The following is a 20,737-nucleotide window of genomic DNA, read 5'->3' on the forward strand; positions in this document are numbered from 1 at the left end:
TAATCTGCATAAATCTTTTGTGAATATCTCCTGTATAACTTAAGGAATATCCTAATTTTTTTGCTTTCAGTCGTTGGCAGAAATCCTAACATGTTATCAAGCTTGGATTGATTTTTTTGACACATACCATCCATAAATCAGCGAAATACACACATCAAATTATAATCTAATATAGCGCCCTTTCAAAAAAAGTTGCACTCTTATCGACCAAAGTTAAAGATTTTCTACAAATCTCGCACAAACTCTAAGCACAGTGCTCAAAAACGAATCAACGCAAAGCAATTGATCAACTTTTCTAATTCTTTTTATCTACATAAGTAATAAGCATACCAGCATCCTTGTAGCACAAAACATACTTTTATGACGCAAATAAAAAAACGGAAGCTTTTTTCAAAACTTCCGTTTCTTCTACAGGAAAACCGAATTAACCAGCTTGATCCAATAGCATATTACGAATGTGGCCAATTGCCTTAGTTGGGTTTAACCCTTTTGGACATACAGACACACAGTTCATGATTCCTTTACAACGGAATAATGAGAATGGGTCATCCAAACGCGCCAAACGCTCTTGAGTAGCAGTATCACGCGAATCGATAATAAAACGATAAGCATTTAACAATGCAGATGGTCCCAAGAACTTGTCAGGGTTCCACCAGAACGATGGGCATGAAGTTGAACAACATGCACATAGAATACATTCATACAAACCATCAAGATGTTCACGATCTGCTTGAGATTGCAAACGCTCTTTCGCAGGAGCTGGCTGATTGTTGATCAAGAATGGCTGAATTTTATTGTATTGATCGTAGAATTGATTCATATCTACAACCAAGTCTTTTACAACTGGTAAACCAGGTAAAGGACGAATTACAATTTTTTCAGGCAGGTCATTCAAGTTCCACAAACATGCCAAACCATTTTTACCATTAATGTTCACACCATCAGAACCACAAATACCTTCACGGCATGAACGGCGGAATGTTAATGTTTCATCCTGAACTTTTAATGCAAGTAACGCGTCAAGCAACATACGGTGCTTGTCAGTTAACTCTAACTTAAAAGTTTGCATGTAAGGCGCTTTATCCTTATCAGGATCATAGCGGTAGATTTCGAATGTACGAGTACCTCTACTCATCTTTGTTCTCCCGATTAGAATGTACGTGGTTTAGGTTCAATAGCTTCAACCGTTAATGGATTGAAACGTACTGGTTTATATTCAAGACGATTGTCTGAAGAATACCATAACGTATGTTTCATCCACTCATCATCACGACGACCATAAGAGTAAGTCGGATGATCTGGCGCTAATTCATAATCAACAACGGTATGCGCACCACGACATTCTTTACGTGCAGCAGCAGAAATCAAGGTTGCTTTAGCAACTTCATACAAGTTTTCAACTTCTAATGCTTCAATACGTGCAGTATTGAATACTTTAGATTTGTCTTTCAAATGAATGTTACGAACACGTGATTCGATCGCAAGAATTTCTTTAACACCTTTATCAAGTAATGCTTGTGTACGGAATACACCAGCATGATCTTGAACGATGTCACGAATTACATCAGCAACTTCTTGCGCATTTTCGCCAGATGTAGATTCATCCAACTTACGTACACGTGCCAATGTGTTTTCTAACACATCGTTTGGTAATGGAGCATAATCATCACCATGGTGTTTAGTCACATAATCAATAATGTGTTCACCAGCAGCTTTACCAAATACAACAAGGTCAAGCAACGAGTTAGTACCTAAACGGTTTGCGCCATGAACAGATACACATGAGCACTCACCGATTGCATAGAAACCTTTAACTGGTTTCACATAATCACGTGTGCCTTTATATGTATATTGTTTTGTATCTTTATCATAGTGAGCAGAGAATTCACCCTCTTCAACACCATGAGGTACAACAACTTGACCATGGATATTCGTTGGAATACCACCCATTTGATAATGGATTGTTGGTACTACAGGAATTGGCTCTTTAGTACAGTCAACGTTCGCGAATTTCTTACCAATCTCAAATACTGATGGTAAACGCTTCATGATTGTATCAGCACCCAAGTGTGTCATATCTAATAGGATATAATCACCTTTTGGACCACAACCACGACCTTCTTTAATTTCCTGATCCATAGAACGAGATACGAAATCACGTGGAGCCAAGTCTTTTAAAGTCGGTGCATAACGTTCCATGAATGGTTCGCCGTCTTTGTTGCGAAGGATACCACCCTCACCACGACAACCCTCAGTTAACAATACACCAGCGCCCGCAACACCCGTTGGGTGGAATTGCCAGAATTCCATATCTTGTAATGGAATACCCGCACGAGCAGCCATACCCAAACCATCACCAGTATTGATGTAGGCGTTGGTAGATGCACGGTAAACACGGCCAGCACCACCTGTAGCAAATAATGTTGCTTTTGCTTGGAATACTGCGATGTTACCTGTTTCTTGATCAATTGCAGTTACACCAAGTACATCACCTTCTTCGTTACGAATTAGATCTAATGCAATCCATTCAACAAAGAATTGAGTACCCATTTTTACGTTGCTTTGATACAACGTGTGTAGTAGTGCATGACCAGTACGGTCAGCTGCAGCACAAGCACGTGGAACTGCTTTTTCACCGTAGTTTGCAGAGTGACCACCAAATGGACGCTGATAAATCGTACCATCTTCGTTACGGTCAAACGGCATACCTAAATGCTCTAACTCATAAACAACTTTCGGTGCTTCACGAGTCATAAACTCAATCGCATCTTGGTCGCCTAACCAGTCAGAACCTTTTACTGTGTCGTAGAAATGATAATGCCAGTTATCTTCTTGCATATTTCCTAACGATGCACCAATACCACCTTGAGCAGCAACTGTATGCGAACGTGTTGGGAATACTTTGGTTAATACAGCAACTTTCAAACCTGCTTGAGCAAGTTGGTAAGCAGCACGCATACCAGAACCACCACCACCAACGATAACTGAATCGAATGATAGTGTTTGAATATTTGAATAATTTTCTTTAGGGGTAGTTGCCATGATCTCTTCCTATCAATTTGCCCAGAAAATCTGGATACCCCAGATTGCGTATACGAACACTGAAATAATGACAGCAGAAGTTAACACAAGGCGTAAACCTGAAGCCGAAGGACCCATTTGACGTGTCGTTACATAATCTGTAAAGACTTGCCACATACCAATCCAAGCGTGCGCAACAAGCGATAACACAGCTAACAATGAGAAAATTTTCATTGGAAGCGTTAGCATAAAGCCAGCCCATTGCTCATAACCGAATCCACTATTGCATAGGATCCAGCCAAACATAACGACAGTATAAGCAGCTAAAACTACAGCTGATACACGTTGGATATACCAATCGCGAGAACCTGAACCCGTTAAACCTGTAGCACTTTTCATTAGAACATAATCCATACAAAAGCTGCGACAATACCGATCACAGATAAGATCAACGAAACTGTAGCTGCAATACGACCACTTTGTAATTCCTCAGCAAAACCAAGGTCAGCAAGTAGATGTTTGATACCTGCAATAAAATGGAAGATTAAGCCTGCTACAAATACCCATACGATGAAACGTACTAAGATATTTCCGAAAACGACATTTTTTACGTAGTCAAATCCTTCTGGTGAAGATAGAGATTTATCCAAAATCCACAAAAGAACAGCGACTAATAAGAAAACGATTACACCAGATAGACGGTGTAGAATTGATGCAATAGCCACGGGTGAGCGTAAATTTACCGCTAACACCTGACCCATGGACAAATTGACAGGTCTGTTGCTTTTCACAGCGGGCATCCTGTAGGTAGAAACTCCAACTGGAGTTTGTTTGAATTAATTCAAAGGAAAGCTGGCATTGTCAGGCAAGCACAGCACATGCCTAACCTATATAACGACAACGAATTATAAAACGTGAAATATCAAAATACAAACAATCAGCTTTCTCTTTAGTCGAAAAAAGCCTTAAATAAGAATCATTCACAAGAATAAGCAAGAAAAATCAATGGACCTACCATACAAAAATTACATATCATATTGATTTTTAAAAACATTACATCAAATGCAATTTATTATTTTTATTTTTAAATTTCGAATATATTCCTTCAAAATCATTAAGAAATTATTAAAGCATCATACTAAAGTCATATATTTGGATCGATTATTTATATACTCAGAAATAATACCCCTCATTTTAATATTAAATATAACTAAGCGATAATCTATCAAGCAAAGATGATTTTAGTAAAAAATTAGTCATTTTTTAATCAGTTGATCGCACCGTAATAGAACAAATAAAAATTCCTTTATTTTTCAATCAACATTTTTTTTAATGATAATTTAAATCTAAGGCATGAGAAATATAGGGTTTTGGCATTTTATTTCAAAAAATTTTAGGAATCTATAAATCAAAAAGTGTTAAAAATTTACTTACAATTGTACTGATGCTTCATTTTTTTTCTGCACCTAAAACATGATTTGACATATTATACTCGACCGGTGCTGTGATTTTACTCAATTTTCCCGTTGATACTGAATGACTAATTGACTGTGATAACGTCATTTTTTATCCCTAAGTATAATTGACAAAATTTTAGTAGCCACTAATCTTATAGCAAATTTTGACACCGTCTGATTCGCACATGACAAGATTAGGATTTCGAGTCAGATAATCATTCACCAGGACAGGAGATCTATTGAATGTCTGCAGCAACTGGCAAAAAAGCCGTATTACAGCTTGATGGCAAAGAAATTGAATTACCAATTTACAGCGGCACATTGGGCCCAGATGTAATTGACGTTAAAGATGTATTAGCATCAGGTCACTTTACTTTCGATCCTGGTTTTATGGCGACAGCGGCTTGCGAATCTAAGATCACATTCATTGACGGTGACAAAGGTGTTTTATTACACCGTGGTTATCCAATTGATCAATTAGCGACTCAAGCAGACTACTTAGAAACTTGTTATTTATTATTAAATGGCGAGCTTCCAAATGCTGAACAAAAAACTGAATTTGACGCAAAAGTACGTAACCACACTATGGTTCACGACCAAGTAAGCCGTTTCTTCAATGGTTTCCGTCGTGATGCTCACCCTATGGCGATCATGGTTGGTGTAGTTGGTGCTTTATCTGCGTTCTATCACAACGGTTTAGACATCGAAGATGTTAACCATCGTGAAATCACTGCAATTCGTTTAATCGCGAAAATCCCTACGCTTGCAGCGTGGAGCTACAAGTACACTGTAGGTCAACCATTCATTTACCCTCGTAATGATTTAAGCTACGCAGAAAACTTCTTACACATGATGTTTGCTACGCCTGCTGATCGTGACTACAAAGTAAATCCTGTTCTTGCGCGCGCAATGGACCGTATTTTCACGCTTCATGCTGACCACGAACAAAATGCATCGACTTCTACAGTTCGTCTTGCAGGTTCTACTGGTGCAAACCCTTATGCATGTATCTCTGCTGGTATCTCTGCACTTTGGGGACCTGCTCACGGTGGTGCAAACGAAGCTGTACTTAAAATGTTAGATGAAATTGGTAGCGTTGAAAACGTTGCTGAATTCATGGAAAAAGTAAAACGTAAAGAAGTGAAGCTTATGGGCTTCGGTCACCGCGTTTATAAAAACTTTGACCCTCGCGCTAAAGTAATGAAGCAAACTTGTGACGAAGTTCTTGAAGCATTAGGCATCAACGATCCACAATTGCAGCTTGCTATGGAACTTGAGCGTATTGCATTGAACGACCCGTACTTCGTAGAGCGTAAGCTTTACCCGAACGTAGACTTCTACTCAGGTATCATCTTAAAAGCGATTGGTATCCCAACAGAAATGTTTACTGTAATTTTCGCTCTTGCACGTACTGTTGGTTGGATCAGCCACTGGTTAGAAATGCACAGCGGTCCTTACAAAATCGGTCGTCCGCGTCAGCTTTATACTGGCTCGACTCAACGCGATATCAAACGTTAATTTTCAACAGAATCTTAATGTTAAAAAAGCTGCCTGATGGCAGCTTTTTTTATTAGATACTTAATTTATAAAATAAATTAACGTCCCCACTCTACGTCTTTCGCATAAGGTTCTACCATTTTGATACGCTTCACATTCTCTTTTTCAATTTGAGTTAAACGTGAATCCACATTGGTAAAACACGGCATGTACCAATCATAATCAGCAAATGTAGCAGCCCAACTTTTATTCTGGAATGCATACCCATGACGTGCATAGATTTCATTACGCATATATTGCAACTCACCTAAAGCAACTTGTAGATCTGCATCTTTTAATAATTTACGAGATGCTTCTGGATAGTTACCTTCATCTTTTGCATAGTTACACTGCTGTGCTTTCAAGTTAAAAAACTTTGGTTTAACTGTTTTGCTACTGGGTAACCATTGTGCATCGATCTCTGTAACATTATTTTTATAATCTAAAATGAACTGACCAAAGGTAGCACCTTGCCCTAATTCATTCAAAGTTGCTTTATAAACTGAGCCACTTTTTTGAAGACTTCCCTTAAATTTAGTTTGCTTACCATTTAACAAACTATACCCTGTGAGTTGATCTCCTTTCTGTTGAAAGAACAAAGAAATTTTTTGTCCATCGTTATACAATCCTGTCCAAGATAAGGCGAGCTGTGGGGTTTGAGCAAAACTCAAGGTACAACATGTTAAAGCAGCTGTAAAAGTTAAAAACTTAACTAATTTATTCATATTTCTAAGCTCATCAAATATAAAGTTATTGCATTTATTCTTAGTCAATCATGATAACAATGATCAATGATATGTGGAAAACTCTAAATCCCCTTACTCGACTTATAACCACATTCATTTTCTTTTACTTATTTATATTGATGGTAGAAATTTGTATTCAATATTTTCCTTGGTCAAATCAATCCAATTTTTTAGTCCTAAAACAAGATGTAGTCCTGACTCAGCCTTGGCGCATCGCCTTCCAAATTCATGTCTTAACGAGCAGTTTTGTTCTTTTAGCTGGCTTTACTCAATTTTCACAATATATTCGTAAAAAATTTAGTCTTGTTCATCGTTATGCAGGTTGGATTTATATTGTTTCAACTCTAGGTTTTGCACTACCAAGCGGTTTGATATTGGCGGTGTATGCCAATGGCGGCTTCAGTACCCAATTGTGTTTTATTTTGCTAGGACTTCTTTGGGGAATCAGCACTTTAATTGCGCTATATTTTGCGATTAGGAAACAATGGTTTCGACATCGTGACTGGATGATAAGAAGTTTTGCTTTAGCTTTATCTGCCTTGAGTTTAAGAACATGGAAACTCGTGTTATACGAACTACAACCTTACATTGACTGGCTAACACCAATCCATATATATCAACTAGAAGCATGGCTAGGCTGGACAATTAATTTATTGATCGCAGAAATTATTATTTACTATATCAACCACAAAAGAATTTAGATTTCATCTTCTTCTAATGTCCGTAACAAATTCGAACTAATCCCATCGGCACGAAGCCAAGCCAGTTCATAACTCGCTTTAGCTAAAGCCAATACTCTTCTCTCGAATTCATCCCATACAGGCTTCACTTGTGTATCCACAATCCCAAGACCACTTTCCTGCGCTAAGTACTTATTTTTTTCGCATATCTTTAATGCATGATAAAGCTTACGACCTTTCGTTGCCGTATCTAATACTCGAATCCGTTTATTATGAATAAAATCCTCTACCTGTTGTATATTTGCATGAGGTAACAAAGGCACAAGAATTTGATCAAGTTGTGCATCTAAACGTTGCCAAACTGTAAGTCGCTGTTCTGGTGTATATGTATTCCAATGAATTACTTCATGATTAAAACGGCGACATCCTCGGCACACCAAATCACCAAATACCGTTGAACAACGCCCTGCACATGGGGTCAATGATGGGATTCGACGATCATTACTCAAAACACATTCCTCTAAAACCATATCAATTTTATGGTTTTCTCGCTTATTTTCAAATTTCACGCTAAAATACGCGCCTTGATTTTCCTATCTTAATACATTTGGAGTTATCCATGAACGCTACTGTAGAACAGCTTGCACCTGTAGAACAGCAAGCGACCAATAATTGGGTTGTTGCGGCACTATATCAATTTAAAGAAGTTTCAGATGCAGCGGATCTGCAACAGCGTCTTTTAACACTAGTGAATAGCATCAATTTATGTGGAACTCTGATTGTTGCACCAGAAGGAATCAACGGTACTGTCGCTGGTGATCGCACAGCAATTGATACTGTACATCAATTTTTGCTGAACGAAGGTTTCAACGAAATGGAATATAAAGAGTCTTTTAGCTCTGATAAACCATTCCGCAAAATGAAAATTAAACTCAAAAAAGAGATCGTAACTTTAGGTGTAGAAGTTAAACCCCGTGATCTAGTCGGTCATTACCTCGACCCTAAAGAGTGGAATGAGTTAATTAGCCGTGATGATGTAATTTTAATCGACACACGTAATGACTATGAATATAAAGCAGGCACGTTTAAGGGTGCAATTGATCCTAAAACTGAAACTTTCCGTGAGTTCCCTGAATACGTAAAGCAAAACTTAGAACAACACAAAGATAAGAAAATCGCCATGTTCTGTACAGGTGGTATTCGTTGTGAAAAATCAACATCATTACTTTTACAAGAAGGATTTAATGAGGTATATCACCTTAAAGGCGGTATTCTTAAATATCTAGAAGAAACCCCAGCAGAAGAAAGTTTATGGGAAGGCGAATGTTTCGTATTTGATGGCCGCACAGCAGTAACACATGGTGTTGAAGAAGGCGAAAATATTAAATGTCATGCATGTGGTTGGCCTCTTACTAAAGAAGAAGCTGAATTACCTAGCTATGAACATGGAGTTTCTTGTGTTTTCTGTATTGATAAAACTACAGAAAAACAAAAAGAAGGTTTCCGCATGCGCCAATCACAAATTGCAGCAGCAAAACGCAAACGCCTATAATTTATTGTTATGCTCAAAAGCCGTAGTTTTCTACGGCTTTTTTATACGAGAAAATAATAACCATTCATATATTGTGTGCTTAAGAAAGAAGCATCACTATCCTCTAATCAATGAAAATACGTAGCAAGGTACTATGGGACTAGAAGACTGGGTCTTATCTGTGATGGAAAAGCTGGGATATTTGGGTATTGCATTCTTAATGTTTTTAGACAATATTTTTCCACCAATACCATCTGAAATTATTATGCCCTCTGCTGGTTATACAGCCTCTAAAGGTGATTTGACTTTAATTGGTGTCATTATTGCGGGCAGTACAGGATCTTTACTTGCTGCGATGGTGCTATATTGGATTGGTCGAAAAATTCCTGAGCAACGATTATTCATCTTTATTGAGCATTATGGAAAATTTCTAAGAATAAAGGTAAGTGATCTTGAAAAAGCATTAACTTGGTTTAACAAACATGGACACAAGATTGTTTTCTTTGGTCGTATGATTCCAGCTGTACGCTCTCTCATAAGTATTCCCGCGGGTATGAGTAAAATGCCTTTTGGTAAATTTATGACCTACAGTGCCTTAGGAACGATTATATGGACTACTTTTTTAGCCTACTTAGGTTATCACTTTAGCGAAAATCAAGCTTTGATGACGCTGATTATGCAACGTGTCGGTTATATTATTTTAGCTCTAGCTTTACTGTATATCATTTGGATTATTGCAAGAAGGTTCAAAAAAAATAATAAGGATAAACACTGAGAGTTATTTTCAATTATTTTTATCTGAGACAAATTATGAAACATGAATTTTGGCATGATAAATGGCAAAAAAATGAAATTGGGTTTCATCTCAATCAACCTCATTCACTATTAGTTAAATATATTGACTCCTTGAATCTAGAGAAAAACAATCGTATTTTCCTTCCATTGTGTGGGAAAAGCTTAGGGTCTGTTGACATTTACTGTTCATAATTAAACCTATAAAGGTAGCCATAAAAATATACAGGCTAAGGCAACAGCACTTTGATAATTTCTTTTGAGCTTGTCATATCGAGTAGCTATCCCTCTAAATTGTTTTAATCTACAAAACATATTTTCAACTAAATGCCTGATTTTATATAAATACCAATCCATATGATCATTGTTCGATTGGCTATTTATTTTCTTTGGTATATTCGCTTTTGTTCCTGTTTTTCTGATCTGCTCACGCAGTGGTTCTGAATCATAGCCTTTATCTGCGCATACCACTTCTGTCTCTTTTAAATCTAATGTTGCTATTAAATCAGATGCAACTTTGATGTCATGTGTAGTGCCATCGGTAATCATGAAATCAATAGGATTGCCATGTGAATCAACAATCAAATGTATTTTTGAGGAGTTTCCTCCTACACTTTTAGAAATGGATTGATTCGCTATACCGGCAGAATGTTGATGAGCACGTACGTGAGAGCCATCAATAAAAATCCACTCCATATCGGGGCATGATGCTAATAATTTGAATAATCTAAGCAACTTACCGCTGCTTGACCAACGATTAAAACGTTTGAAAATAGAGTTTGATTGACCGAAATAGGAAGGAATATCTCGCCACGGACAGCCTGTTCTAATTCTATAGAGAATAGCTTCAATAAAATTACGTAAATTTGAGTTGTGATGAATAGATAAATTACGCAAAATAGTTTTCAACTTTTGCCAGTGTTGATCTGTCAGCATGGTACGAGGCATAGCGAATAGTAAAATTAGGTTTGGCGATTTGATTTTACTACTTCGCTATTTTTTTAAGCTAAAAGTGTCAACACACCCTAGATATCCATTGGTTGTTAGCACAAGGTTATCATCTGATTGGAATTGATCTTAGTCCGATTGCAATCGAAGAATTAATGGCCGAACTTGCTATTCCATTTACTGAAAGAAAACTGGAAAAATTAACTCATTATCACCATCCTCAAATTGATCTATTTGTTGGTGATTTTTTTGAATTGACTTCAAGCAATATTGGTAAAATTGATGCGATTTATGATCGAGCTGCTTTAGTCGCTTTACCTGAAGAAATGCGAACCGATTATGCACAACATTTGATGCAAATTAGCAATCAGGCAACTCAATTACTCATTAGTTTTGAATATGATCAAAGCGTGATGGCGGGTCCTCCTTTCTCTATTTCCCCTCAACAGCTTAAAGACTATTATTCCAAGCAGTACCAACTGCAATTACTTGATAGTCAAACAGAATTACTCAAAGGAAAGGTTGATGCTGAAGAAAAGATTTGGCTATTAAAGCCTTACTAAATACATATCAACTTATTAAAACCACAGTAAAAGCTGTGGTTTTAATTACTTATTATTTATAATTCACGTTCAAGTTATTTAAAAAATAAAATTAACATATAGATTTGAATTACTTATAGACCCAAAATCAAATCATAAAGAGAAATCATAATGAAATATTATCTATGGATATTTACAGGTATTTATACACTCACGCTACTTATTTTTGGATTATTGGCCTACTTTATAGATCTATCAAGTTCTACTACTGTGCCGACCTTAATTGCAGCAGGATTTTTTACGTCATGGATCTTTGTAAAACGCGAACAAAGAGTCCCTAATCCTCAAGAACGTGAGCATCTAATCTTAGGATCAATTGCGAGTAACTTAATTATCAGTGCAATCCTCGTCGTAATCGCACTATTTTTTATTGCTCCTATTCAGACATCTATTGAGGTTATTAAACACATTCCTATATGGCTTTGGATTTTGGTGACTGTATTTTTAATATTAATTGAATACTTTATTTTTCATCTCAGCTATGGCTGGTATGCAAAGCAATCCCTAAAAGGACTTGAGAATAAAAAAACGTCTTAATTGAGATGTTTAGAACCAAGAATTAATTAGTTGCTGGGCTTATTAGGTGTCAGTTTAATCTTTTCTCAAATATAAAACATTCAATCTAATCGATCAAAATATAAATTTAAAGATATAAAAAACGCCCATTATTGGACGTTTTTTATATCAAATTTCATCAACTTAATAAGCTGATAAATACAACATATTAGGCTGGAGTATGATACATGAGATAGATTTCGTTCAGATTATCTGGAATTTCTTCTGCTAACTCATCCATCAATTGACCATTACGACGGAAAGACTCCATCTGAGGATCTTCTTCATCAATACCGCTGAAGACCATTATTGGTAAAGTTAAATCTACAAGTTGCTCTTCAAACTCAGGTGTAAACCAAGCATCCTCGTTCAAGAACATTGCATCAACGAAACCTACACTCCAATCACCTAAACTTGATTCAACGTCTGCTTCTTCGATTTCAAAAGGAAATTCGATTCCGTTTTCGTTTGCTAAGTCTTGTCTTAGAGACTCTAACCATAACTTAACTTGTTCAACGATTTCGCTAGGAACTTTCTTTTGATTATTATCAAAAAGTTCTTCTAACCAACGATCAAACTTTGGACCTACGGCTATTGCACACAGAAAACCATGAGTCGCTGCAAAATCCAGACCGTATTCGTTTTGATCACCGTCAAGATAATTACTCAATAAGTCTAAATCTAACGTACTCATTCTTTATCCAAATTTTAAAAATATTTCGTCAACAGCATAACATTTTAAGACTTAAAGTCTCAGAAATTTTGCTCAGTCTTCGTCGTCGAGATCATCGTCGTCGAAATCATAATCAAAATCTTTTAATTCTCGTTCTAAACGACGTTGAGCCAATAGATCATCAATCAAACGGCGCTTTTCTAATGATTCTTTGGCGCTGATTTTTCCTGATGACTCATCAAAACCAACATCATCATCGCCGTAGTTATCATCATCTAATTCAAAATCTGTAGAAGACACTAACACTACCTCTAACAATGAAAAATATAAATGGGTCTAGCCGCTATTTATCTTTCTTCAAATACCTTGTCAAGTTTTATTTAATTTTTTCGCTATAAATCGGTGATTTGTACTTTTTTTCAGCGCTTTTTTTGTGTATTTATAGATGGAGGGCAACAACAATGAAATATAATCACTTTCAATGGACTTGCTGCTTGAAAAAATAATACTCAACCCCATATCCAACAAACTACCGTGAAATCAAACCTATTTTTTTATTTAAGACAAACGGATCAAATCCAAAACATTCGACGTGAATTGTGCTATCATGCACGGTTTTTCACCGCCACAGATTCAACAAAGAGTAAGCAAAGATGAGCGATATGCATTCCCCTACTTCTCAAGTAGCGGCTCTGATTAGCCGAGGCAAAGAACAAGGTTACTTAACTTACGCTGAGGTTAACGATCATCTCCCGGACTCGATTACAGAAAGCGAACAGATTGAAGACATCATTCAGATGCTTCAAGACGTTGGTATTCCTGTGCATGAACGTGCGCCAGAAACTGACGATGCGATGTTTGGCGAATCGACTGAGGCTGCTGATGAAGTTGCAGAAGAAGAAGCTGCTGCAGTATTGGCTTCAGTTGAAAGTGAGCCTGGTCGTACGACTGACCCTGTTCGTATGTATATGCGCGAAATGGGTACAGTTGAACTTCTTACTCGCGAAGGCGAAATCAGTATTGCAAAACGTATCGAAGAAGGTATCCGTGATGTTTTACACTCGATCGCTTACTGGCCAAATGCTGTTGAAGTCGTTTTACAAGAATATAATGATTTTTTAACTGGCGAGCGTCGTCTTGCCGATATTCTTTCTGGCTATTTAGATCCAGAAACAGATGATGATATTCCAGAAGTACTGGAAGAAGAAGCTGTGCTTGAGGATGCTGAAACTCCAGCAGCACCAGCAAAAGATGTAAAACTCGACGATGATGATGAAGATGAAGACTCTGAAGGTGATGATGATTCTGAAGGTGATTCAGGTCCTGATCCAGAAGTCGCAAAAGTTCGTTTTACAGAATTAGAATCTGCTTGGAATGACACAAAAGCGATTATTGAAAAACACGGTCGTAGCAGTGAAGAAGCGAAAGCAGCGCTTGAATCTCTAGCAGCTGTGTTCATGATGTTCAAATTTACTCCACGTTTATTTGACATTATTTCAGAAATGATTCGTGGCACACATGATCAAATTCGTGCAAATGAACGTGAGATTATGCGTTATGCTGTACGTCGTGGTCGTATGGATCGCAATCAGTTCCGTACAACGTTCCCAGAGCAAGAATCAAATCCTGCTTGGTTAGATGAACAGATTGCTAAGGCACCTGCTGAAATCAAACCACACCTTGAAAAAGTTCGCCCAGATGTACTTGCATTCCAACAAAAGATTGCTGACATCGAAAAAGAACTAGATCTAAACGTTAAAGAAATTAAAGATATTTCTAAACGTATGGCCGTAGGTGAAGCAAAAGCCCGTCGTGCTAAAAAAGAAATGGTTGAAGCGAACTTACGTTTGGTAATTTCGATTGCGAAAAAATACACGAACCGTGGTTTACAATTCCTTGATCTTATTCAAGAAGGTAACATCGGTTTGATGAAAGCCGTAGATAAGTTTGAATACCGTCGTGGTTATAAATTCTCGACTTATGCTACGTGGTGGATTCGTCAGGCAATTACTCGTTCTATTGCCGATCAAGCCCGTACTATTCGTATCCCAGTACACATGATTGAGACGATCAACAAGATCAACCGTGTATCTCGTCAACTTCTTCAAGAAATGGGTCGCGAACCAACACCTGAAGAATTAGGCGAACGTTTAGAAATGGACGAAGTTAAAGTTCGTAAAGTACTTAAAATCGCAAAAGAACCGATTTCGATGGAAACACCAATCGGTGATGATGAAGATTCGCATCTTGGTGACTTCATCGAGGATTCAAACATCACTTCACCAGTGGATGCTGCGACCTCGGAAGGCTTAAAAGAAGCGACTCGTGAAGTACTTGAAAACTTAACTGAACGTGAAGCAAAAGTTTTGAAGATGCGTTTTGGTATCGATATGCCAACTGACCATACTTTAGAAGAAGTCGGTAAGCAGTTTGATGTAACGCGTGAGCGTATCCGTCAGATTGAAGCAAAAGCGTTACGTAAACTTCGCCACCCTTCTCGTTCTGAACACTTACGCTCATTCCTGGAAAACGACTAATATTGAGTGTGTTTTACTCAAAAATCAAAGCTCTAACAGTGCATTCTGTAGGCTTTGATTTAGGGGTTGAAGTCTAGTGCTTTGTCCCCATTATTGTATTAGATAATAAGCGCCTGCACTGATGCAGGCGTTTCAAATTAAGAGGTTGCTCATGTTAGACCGCACTCCTTCTCGTGAATTGCAAGAACATCTTTGGGTTTTCCCAATGGACTATCCAATCAAATTGATTGGTAATGCAGGGGATGAACTTCGAGTGGCTGTTGTTGATATTTTGCAGAAGCACTTCCCTGAGTTTGATGGTGAAACAGTTACTGTTCAAGCTTCTCGCACAGGTAAATATCATTCTTTAACTGCGCAATTACGCTTTGAAGAATTAGAACAAGTTCATGCACTATATGCTGATCTTGCTGCCTGTCCATTAATTAAGACAGCGCTATAATCAAGGAATCCAAAATACGAAAGTGTTTTGGATTTTTTATGTATGCAAATAAAACCTCTGATCAGTTAAACCATTCATAACACTTCTATATTATTCTTTCTTTTTCGATTTATGATTGCGAAATAGCTGATGAAAACGCAACGAATTTTACTATCATTATTTACAGTATTTATCCCATCTATCAGTGATGCGAAAATAGCAACTTTTTCATGGCAAAATGAACTGTGTGAATATAAAGGAGTTTATGAAACCAATAAATTCACAGTTAAACAATTAAATGACACGATTAAAATGATGCAATCACGTCATTCGACACAATTAAATAGTAAATCTTATGCCTTTCACCCAGATGACATTGCTAAGATCAATTTAATTGCAATTCAAGAAGAATACAAAGTACAGAAAAAAGCATTAAATAATCTACACCCCTTGCCTATTAAAGAATTTCAGCAACTCAAAAATGATCTTATTCAAAATCTAGATCAGGAATACCAACATAATTATTTGACAGCTCTCGCATTTACACAGCCTACGAAGTTACTCACTTCGACTTTTGCACCACAATGTTTAAACCAAGCCAAGGCTTTAAATGCACAAGATAAGCTATCACTGATTAACAATGCCAAACTTTCTCTGCAACGTGAAAATCAATTAGAGTTAAAATTAGGTAATGATCCACAATTTCTCATGAAACGCAGCAAAGATTTTGATATTAAATTAAAAAGCAAAAACGCAGTTCAATATGCCCAAATTCAACTCATTCGTGAGTGGTCGAATTGTGCAAATCCACATGAAACGAAAAACGATCAGTTAGAGCAGATTTTCCGCAAAAAAGTATTTATTCAATCAAAGGAAGTTTATTGTGACCAACCTTGATAAACCATCCTTAATCATTCGATGTTTTCAGGATCTACAAGATTACACGACACGATTTGAAGCGATGAAAGATTTTACAACTCATCGTGATGAAACAACACCTGATGAGCTTTGGCTACTCCAACATCAAGATGTTCTAACTCAAGGACAAGCAGGTAAACCAGAACATATTCTCATGCATACTCAACTTCCTGTTGTGCATACAGATCGTGGTGGTCAAGTGACGTGGCATGGTAAAGGACAATTGGTTGCCTACTTCCTGTTTGATCTTAATCGTTTGAAATGGCATGTCAGAACTTTAGTTAGCTTCGCTGAACAAGCGATGATCGATTTACTCAAGAAATACGATATCAATGCTTATGCCAAACCAGATGCCCCAGGAGTCTATGTTGATGGACGTAAGATTGGGTCTTTAGGTTTTAAAATTAGAAAAGGAAGGAGTTATCACGGGCTTGCGCTAAATATTGATTGTGACCTAAGTGGTTTTCAAACCATTAATCCTTGTGGATACGCAGGTTTAGAAATGGTACGCTTACAAGACTTGCTTGAAGATTATCCAAATTTCGAGCAGCTCTGTAATGATTTCGTTGAATATTTTAAAAATGCAGATTTGTTTAATGACCTTGAAGTCAAATCTGAATAAATTACTTTTAAAATCTAGAGAAATAAATTAGAGTAAATACTCTAAATTTGCTTTTGCATAATTTTAACAAGGGATACGCAAGTGATTTCGACCAAAGCAGTGAAGCCCACTTTGCAATTTGCCTACGTAAAACTCATGATGGACGTTGTTGGTCGTGGTTTAGTAATGGCAAGCCAAGTGGACAGTGAAGTTCAAGAGGAAGTTTCTAAATTTCCTGTGGGCTTTATACTCTCGATGAATGTTTTTCCTAATGGTCCTGCATTTATCGCTCGGGTAACAGAAGAAAAACAATTAGAGCTATTACCAAATTACAAAGGTAAGCCTGATTTAACCATTACATTTAAGCATCTGACTCATGCCTTCTTAGTTTTTTCTTTCCAAGAAAGCACAGCTCAAGCCTTCGCAAATGACCGAATGATTGCGGATGGTGATGTATCAAGTGCGATTCGCCTTGTCCGTTGCTTAAATAAAATGGAAGCACTGATCTTACCTAAGTTAATTGCTTCACTCGCAGTAAAACGCTACCCAGCCGAATTGACATTAAAAGAAAAATTCACGGGTGCTAAAAATATTTACCTTAAAGTCGCTAAATCATATTTCCAACGGAGTGCTTAACATGGCTAAGCCTTATTACGAATTTTTCTGCCCTGTAAAAGTAATTGCTGGTAATGCCGCGTTAGAGCATATCCCTTTTGAACTTGCAACTTTAGGTGCAAAACGCCCAATGATCATTACTGACAAGGGTGTTCGCGCAAATGGCTTATTGAATCCAATTGAAGCTGCTTTCAGTACGACTGATGCTGTTATTGGTGCAATTTTTGATGATGTACCACCAGATTCAAGCTTAGAAGTTGTTCGCTTAGCAGCAGAACTTTATCGCAAACAAAAATGTGATGCGATTATTGCAATTGGTGGTGGTTCAGTTATTGATACCTCTAAAGCAACTAACATTCTGGTATCTGAGGGTGGTAATGATTTACTACAGTACTCAGGTGCACATAACCTATCAAAACCATTGAAACCGTTCTTCGTGATTCCAACGACATCTGGCACGGGTTCAGAAGTAACAATGGTTGCTGTTGTTTCTGACTTAGAAAAGAACGTAAAAATCCCATTTACGTCATATTATCTAATGCCGCATGCTGCGATCCTTGATCCACGTATGACTCAAACCTTACCACCGCATCTTACAGCTATGACTGCAATGGATGCGATGACACATGCTGTTGAAGCCTATACGTGCTTGGCTGCTAACCCTTTAAGTGATGCTTATGCAAGTGCTGCTATCAAAAAAATCAGCGAAAACTTGTTTAAAGTTCTAGATAATCCTAGTGAACCACAAGGTCGTTTAGAGCTTGCACAAGCATCAACAATGGCTGGTATTGCGTTCTCGAACTCAATGGTTGGTTTAGTTCACTCTTTAGGTCATGCTTTAGGTGCAGTAGCTCATCTGCCTCACGGTCTATGTATGAACTTGTTCTTGCCATATGTGCTTGAATACAATAAAGAAGTAAATGGCAATAAGATTGGTGAATTATTGCTTCCATTAGCAGGCGCTGACATTTATGCTCAAACCCCTGCAAATCAACGTGCAGATAAAGCGATTGCTACAATCCTAACGATGCGTGATCGTTTATTCAGCTTAACTAAGTTACCTCGCAATTTGCGTGAAACTGGTAAAGTCACTGAAGCTCAACTTGATGATGTTGCAGAAAAAGCGCTGAATGATGGTTCAATCATTTTCAATCCTAAAGAAGCAAGCTTAAAAGATCTACGTGCTATCTTGCAAAAAGCTTGGTAATTAATTGATTTAGATCATAAATCATGCAGAAAAAGCCCTGATCATATAAAGTGATCGGGGCTTTTAAAATTTAGGTGAACTTTTATTCATCTTTTTTTCTCCACAATTGGCAAAAAAATTGCTAAAAAAAGCATAAAAGTACTGACAATGAATACCAATTTAGGATAGATTGGCGGACTTCTTTTTTCTGTAGGGGGGATCATTTCGTCTCAAATGATCCTTAAACCATAGCTGATCCTTGATCAACGATTATGAGGATAACGCCGTTGACAAATATCTCTGGGACTCAATCGGCAGCTAAACTGCAAAAAACGCTAGGTCTCTGGCACATTATCATTATTGGTTTAGCTTATATTCAACCTATGACTTTGTTTGACACTTTTGGTCTAGTATCAGAAGAAAGTCATCATCATGTTCCTACCTCATACATAGTGGCCTTAATTGCAATTTTGTTCACATCTTTGAGTTATGGTCACATGATTCGCCGCTATCCATCGTCTGGTTCGGCATATACCTACGCGCAAAAATCCATTCATCCCAATGTTGGTTTTATGGTAGGTTGGTCATCTTGGTTAGATTATTTACTCTCACCAATGGTCAATATCATCCTTGCAGTGATTTATCTTGAAGCATTATTTCCAAGTGTAAATCATTGGGTTTGGGTTATTGTTTTGACTGCGTTCATGACTGGCGTAAACTTACGTGGCGCCAAGTTTGTTGCTAATTTCAACAGCATGATTGTTTTAGTCCAGCTGATTGTAATTGCTGTATTTACCTATTTAGTTTATAGCAAATTACAAATGGGACTTAACGCAGAAGGACCAATAACAGCAGAAACTCGCTATCAGCTTTGGAGTCTTGAACCATTTTGGAACGAGTTAACCTCAGTTGGCGCATTAATTACTGGTGCAACCTTACTTTGTTTCTCGTTTACAGGGTTTGACTCTTTAAGTTCACTTGCAGAAGAAACCAAAGATACCGAAAAAACGCTTCCAAAAGCTATTTTCTTGACTGCTCTATTTGCAGGGATCGTGTTTATCATCAGCACATATTTCATGCAAATTTACTTTCCAAATGATCCTAAAACTTACTTCCAAGATGTCGCAGCAACACAGCCTGACATTTTACTCCTAGTTGGTGGCTCATTGTTCCAATCTTATGTTCTTGCTTTTGCAATCGTGACAGTGATGGCATCTGGTATTTCTGCGCATGCAGGGGTATCGCGCTTGATGTATGTGATGGGTCGTGATGGCGTGATTAATAAAAAAATCTTTGGTCATATTAGTCCAAAGAACTTTACGCCGTCATACAATATCATGATCGTAGGTGCAGTCGCGCTATGTGCTGGATTTATGAACCTTGATACCGTTATTTCATTGATCAGCTTTGGTGCTTTAACTGCATTCACGTTTGTCAATTTATCGGTTATTTCTCGTTATGCATTACGTGATGGACGAACTAAAAGTCTTAAAGATATTTTAAACTTCGTTGTGATTCCTTTAATGGGATTCATCAGTATCTTTGCATTGTGGTTAGAAATTGAAGATACCTCACTAAAATATGGCTTGTGGTGGGCTATGTTTGGTGTGTTATACCTTGGTTATAAAACTAAAGGCTTCAAATATTCTGCACCTCAGCATAATGAGTTTGATGATAAACTTTAATCAACATCATAAAAAAGGCGCTTCATGCCACTGCTGTCCCACAAATATCACAAGAAGAACCTCAATTGAGGTTCTTCTTGTTTTCGCCATTTTTTATCAGGCACAAAGAGTGACCTTAAAAGTTTCCTTTCAAATAAATTGACCTGAATAATTCTCAGTAAACGCTGAACACTCCATCCTTCTTGTGCCATGTGTTTAGCGAAGTTCACCAGCAAATAGGCAATTAATGCAATCCA

The 20,737-nt window shown here is 37.4% G+C and carries 21 protein-coding genes and 3 pseudogenes; 14 read left to right on the forward strand and 10 right to left on the reverse strand.

Annotated features, from left to right (window positions below; translation table 11 throughout):
• Positions 1-424: 424 nt before the first annotated feature.
• Genes F948_RS10525 through sdhC form a run of 4 tightly spaced genes read right to left on the reverse strand, consistent with a single transcriptional unit; the run spans position 425 to position 3,821 of the window.
• Positions 425-1,135, reverse strand: a complete 711-nt coding sequence (locus tag F948_RS10525) for a succinate dehydrogenase iron-sulfur subunit (RefSeq protein ID WP_004908354.1) — start codon at positions 1,133-1,135, stop codon at positions 425-427.
• Positions 1,136-1,149: 14 nt separating this feature from the next.
• Entirely contained in the window at positions 1,150-3,045 is a 1,896-nt protein-coding gene (gene sdhA, locus F948_RS10530) for a succinate dehydrogenase flavoprotein subunit (protein WP_026057405.1), read from the reverse strand.
• A gap of 9 nt (positions 3,046-3,054) precedes the next feature.
• Positions 3,055-3,420, reverse strand: a complete 366-nt coding sequence (gene sdhD, locus F948_RS10535) for a succinate dehydrogenase, hydrophobic membrane anchor protein (RefSeq protein ID WP_004908359.1) — start codon at positions 3,418-3,420, stop codon at positions 3,055-3,057.
• Complete coding sequence (sdhC, locus tag F948_RS10540; RefSeq protein ID WP_005402201.1) at positions 3,420-3,821, reverse strand: succinate dehydrogenase, cytochrome b556 subunit; 402 nt, start codon at positions 3,819-3,821, stop codon at positions 3,420-3,422. Before sdhC ends, sdhD begins: the two co-directional genes overlap by 1 nt.
• Before the next feature lie 900 nt (positions 3,822-4,721).
• On the opposite strand from sdhC, the gene gltA reads away from it, so the two are divergent.
• Positions 4,722-5,996: a citrate synthase gene (gene gltA, locus F948_RS10545; protein ID WP_004908368.1), complete on the forward strand. Its 1,275-nt coding sequence runs from the start codon at positions 4,722-4,724 to the stop codon at positions 5,994-5,996.
• A 77-nt stretch (positions 5,997-6,073) separates the two neighbouring features.
• On the opposite strand, the gene F948_RS10550 is transcribed toward gltA, so the two are convergent.
• On the reverse strand, positions 6,074-6,739 hold the full coding sequence (locus tag F948_RS10550) for a YARHG domain-containing protein (protein ID WP_004963594.1): 666 nt from the start codon (positions 6,737-6,739) through the stop codon (positions 6,074-6,076).
• A 71-nt stretch (positions 6,740-6,810) separates the two neighbouring features.
• Here F948_RS10550 and F948_RS10555 point away from each other — a divergent pair, with 71 nt between their 5' ends.
• Positions 6,811-7,461: a DUF2306 domain-containing protein gene (locus tag F948_RS10555; protein ID WP_017397468.1), complete on the forward strand. Its 651-nt coding sequence runs from the start codon at positions 6,811-6,813 to the stop codon at positions 7,459-7,461.
• Here F948_RS10555 and F948_RS10560 read toward each other — a convergent pair.
• Positions 7,458-7,949, reverse strand: a complete 492-nt coding sequence (locus F948_RS10560; RefSeq protein ID WP_005402199.1) for a DUF1289 domain-containing protein — start codon at positions 7,947-7,949, stop codon at positions 7,458-7,460. The genes F948_RS10555 and F948_RS10560 overlap by 4 nt on opposite strands.
• A gap of 110 nt (positions 7,950-8,059) precedes the next feature.
• Here F948_RS10560 and trhO point away from each other — a divergent pair, with 110 nt between their 5' ends.
• From trhO to F948_RS10575, 3 genes and pseudogenes are all read left to right on the forward strand, one after another.
• Positions 8,060-8,992: an oxygen-dependent tRNA uridine(34) hydroxylase TrhO gene (trhO, locus tag F948_RS10565; protein ID WP_004908383.1), complete on the forward strand. Its 933-nt coding sequence runs from the start codon at positions 8,060-8,062 to the stop codon at positions 8,990-8,992.
• Positions 8,993-9,125: 133 nt separating this feature from the next.
• Complete coding sequence (locus F948_RS10570) at positions 9,126-9,746, forward strand: DedA family protein (RefSeq protein WP_004963601.1); 621 nt, start codon at positions 9,126-9,128, stop codon at positions 9,744-9,746.
• A gap of 35 nt (positions 9,747-9,781) precedes the next feature.
• A pseudogene (locus tag F948_RS10575) lies at positions 9,782-9,931 on the forward strand (hypothetical protein); the annotation flags it as partial.
• 33 nt (positions 9,932-9,964) lie between these two features.
• Here the strand turns inward: F948_RS10575 and F948_RS10580 are convergent.
• Positions 9,965-10,711: an IS5 family transposase gene (locus F948_RS10580; protein WP_004960399.1), complete on the reverse strand. Its 747-nt coding sequence runs from the start codon at positions 10,709-10,711 to the stop codon at positions 9,965-9,967.
• Between the two features lie 65 nt (positions 10,712-10,776).
• Between F948_RS10580 and F948_RS10585 the strand changes: the two are divergent.
• Both F948_RS10585 and F948_RS10590 read left to right on the forward strand, forming a co-directional pair.
• Positions 10,777-11,274 (forward strand): annotated as a pseudogene (locus F948_RS10585) (thiopurine S-methyltransferase); the annotation flags it as partial.
• Between the two features lie 150 nt (positions 11,275-11,424).
• Entirely contained in the window at positions 11,425-11,850 is a 426-nt protein-coding gene (locus F948_RS10590) for an ABZJ_00895 family protein (RefSeq protein WP_004963609.1), read from the forward strand.
• A gap of 187 nt (positions 11,851-12,037) precedes the next feature.
• Here F948_RS10590 and F948_RS10595 read toward each other — a convergent pair whose 3' ends face one another.
• Entirely contained in the window at positions 12,038-12,562 is a 525-nt protein-coding gene (locus F948_RS10595; RefSeq protein ID WP_004908396.1) for a YecA/YgfB family protein, read from the reverse strand.
• A 72-nt stretch (positions 12,563-12,634) separates the two neighbouring features.
• A complete protein-coding gene (locus tag F948_RS10600) occupies positions 12,635-12,841 on the reverse strand; it encodes a PA3496 family putative envelope integrity protein (RefSeq protein ID WP_004908399.1) in 207 nt (68 codons plus the stop codon).
• 353 nt (positions 12,842-13,194) lie between these two features.
• Between F948_RS10600 and rpoD the strand changes: the two genes are divergently transcribed.
• The 7 genes from rpoD to F948_RS10635 all read left to right on the forward strand — a co-directional run bounded on the left by rpoD (position 13,195) and on the right by F948_RS10635 (position 20,501).
• Complete coding sequence (gene rpoD, locus F948_RS10605) at positions 13,195-15,078, forward strand: RNA polymerase sigma factor RpoD (protein ID WP_004963612.1); 1,884 nt, start codon at positions 13,195-13,197, stop codon at positions 15,076-15,078.
• A 151-nt stretch (positions 15,079-15,229) separates the two neighbouring features.
• Positions 15,230-15,517, forward strand: coding sequence for a YbeD family protein (locus tag F948_RS10610; protein ID WP_004950773.1), 288 nt, complete (start codon positions 15,230-15,232; stop codon positions 15,515-15,517).
• 129 nt (positions 15,518-15,646) lie between these two features.
• On the forward strand, positions 15,647-16,393 hold the full coding sequence (locus F948_RS10615) for a hypothetical protein (protein ID WP_004963616.1): 747 nt from the start codon (positions 15,647-15,649) through the stop codon (positions 16,391-16,393).
• Positions 16,380-17,036: a lipoyl(octanoyl) transferase LipB gene (gene lipB, locus F948_RS10620; RefSeq protein WP_004963621.1), complete on the forward strand. Its 657-nt coding sequence runs from the start codon at positions 16,380-16,382 to the stop codon at positions 17,034-17,036. The genes F948_RS10615 and lipB overlap by 14 nt, the downstream gene beginning before the upstream one ends.
• A gap of 81 nt (positions 17,037-17,117) precedes the next feature.
• Positions 17,118-17,651: a hypothetical protein gene (locus F948_RS10625; protein WP_004908410.1), complete on the forward strand. Its 534-nt coding sequence runs from the start codon at positions 17,118-17,120 to the stop codon at positions 17,649-17,651.
• A gap of 1 nt (position 17,652) precedes the next feature.
• Positions 17,653-18,837: an iron-containing alcohol dehydrogenase gene (locus F948_RS10630; RefSeq protein ID WP_004908412.1), complete on the forward strand. Its 1,185-nt coding sequence runs from the start codon at positions 17,653-17,655 to the stop codon at positions 18,835-18,837.
• A gap of 251 nt (positions 18,838-19,088) precedes the next feature.
• Positions 19,089-20,501: an APC family permease gene (locus tag F948_RS10635; RefSeq protein WP_171053761.1), complete on the forward strand. Its 1,413-nt coding sequence runs from the start codon at positions 19,089-19,091 to the stop codon at positions 20,499-20,501.
• A gap of 47 nt (positions 20,502-20,548) precedes the next feature.
• Here the strand turns inward: F948_RS10635 and F948_RS10640 are convergent.
• Positions 20,549-20,737: pseudogene (locus tag F948_RS10640) on the reverse strand (IS4 family transposase); the annotation flags it as partial.

Origin of the sequence: Acinetobacter junii CIP 64.5, from assembly GCF_000368765.1 — a bacterium.
Classification (GTDB): Bacteria; Pseudomonadota; Gammaproteobacteria; order Pseudomonadales; family Moraxellaceae; genus Acinetobacter; species Acinetobacter junii.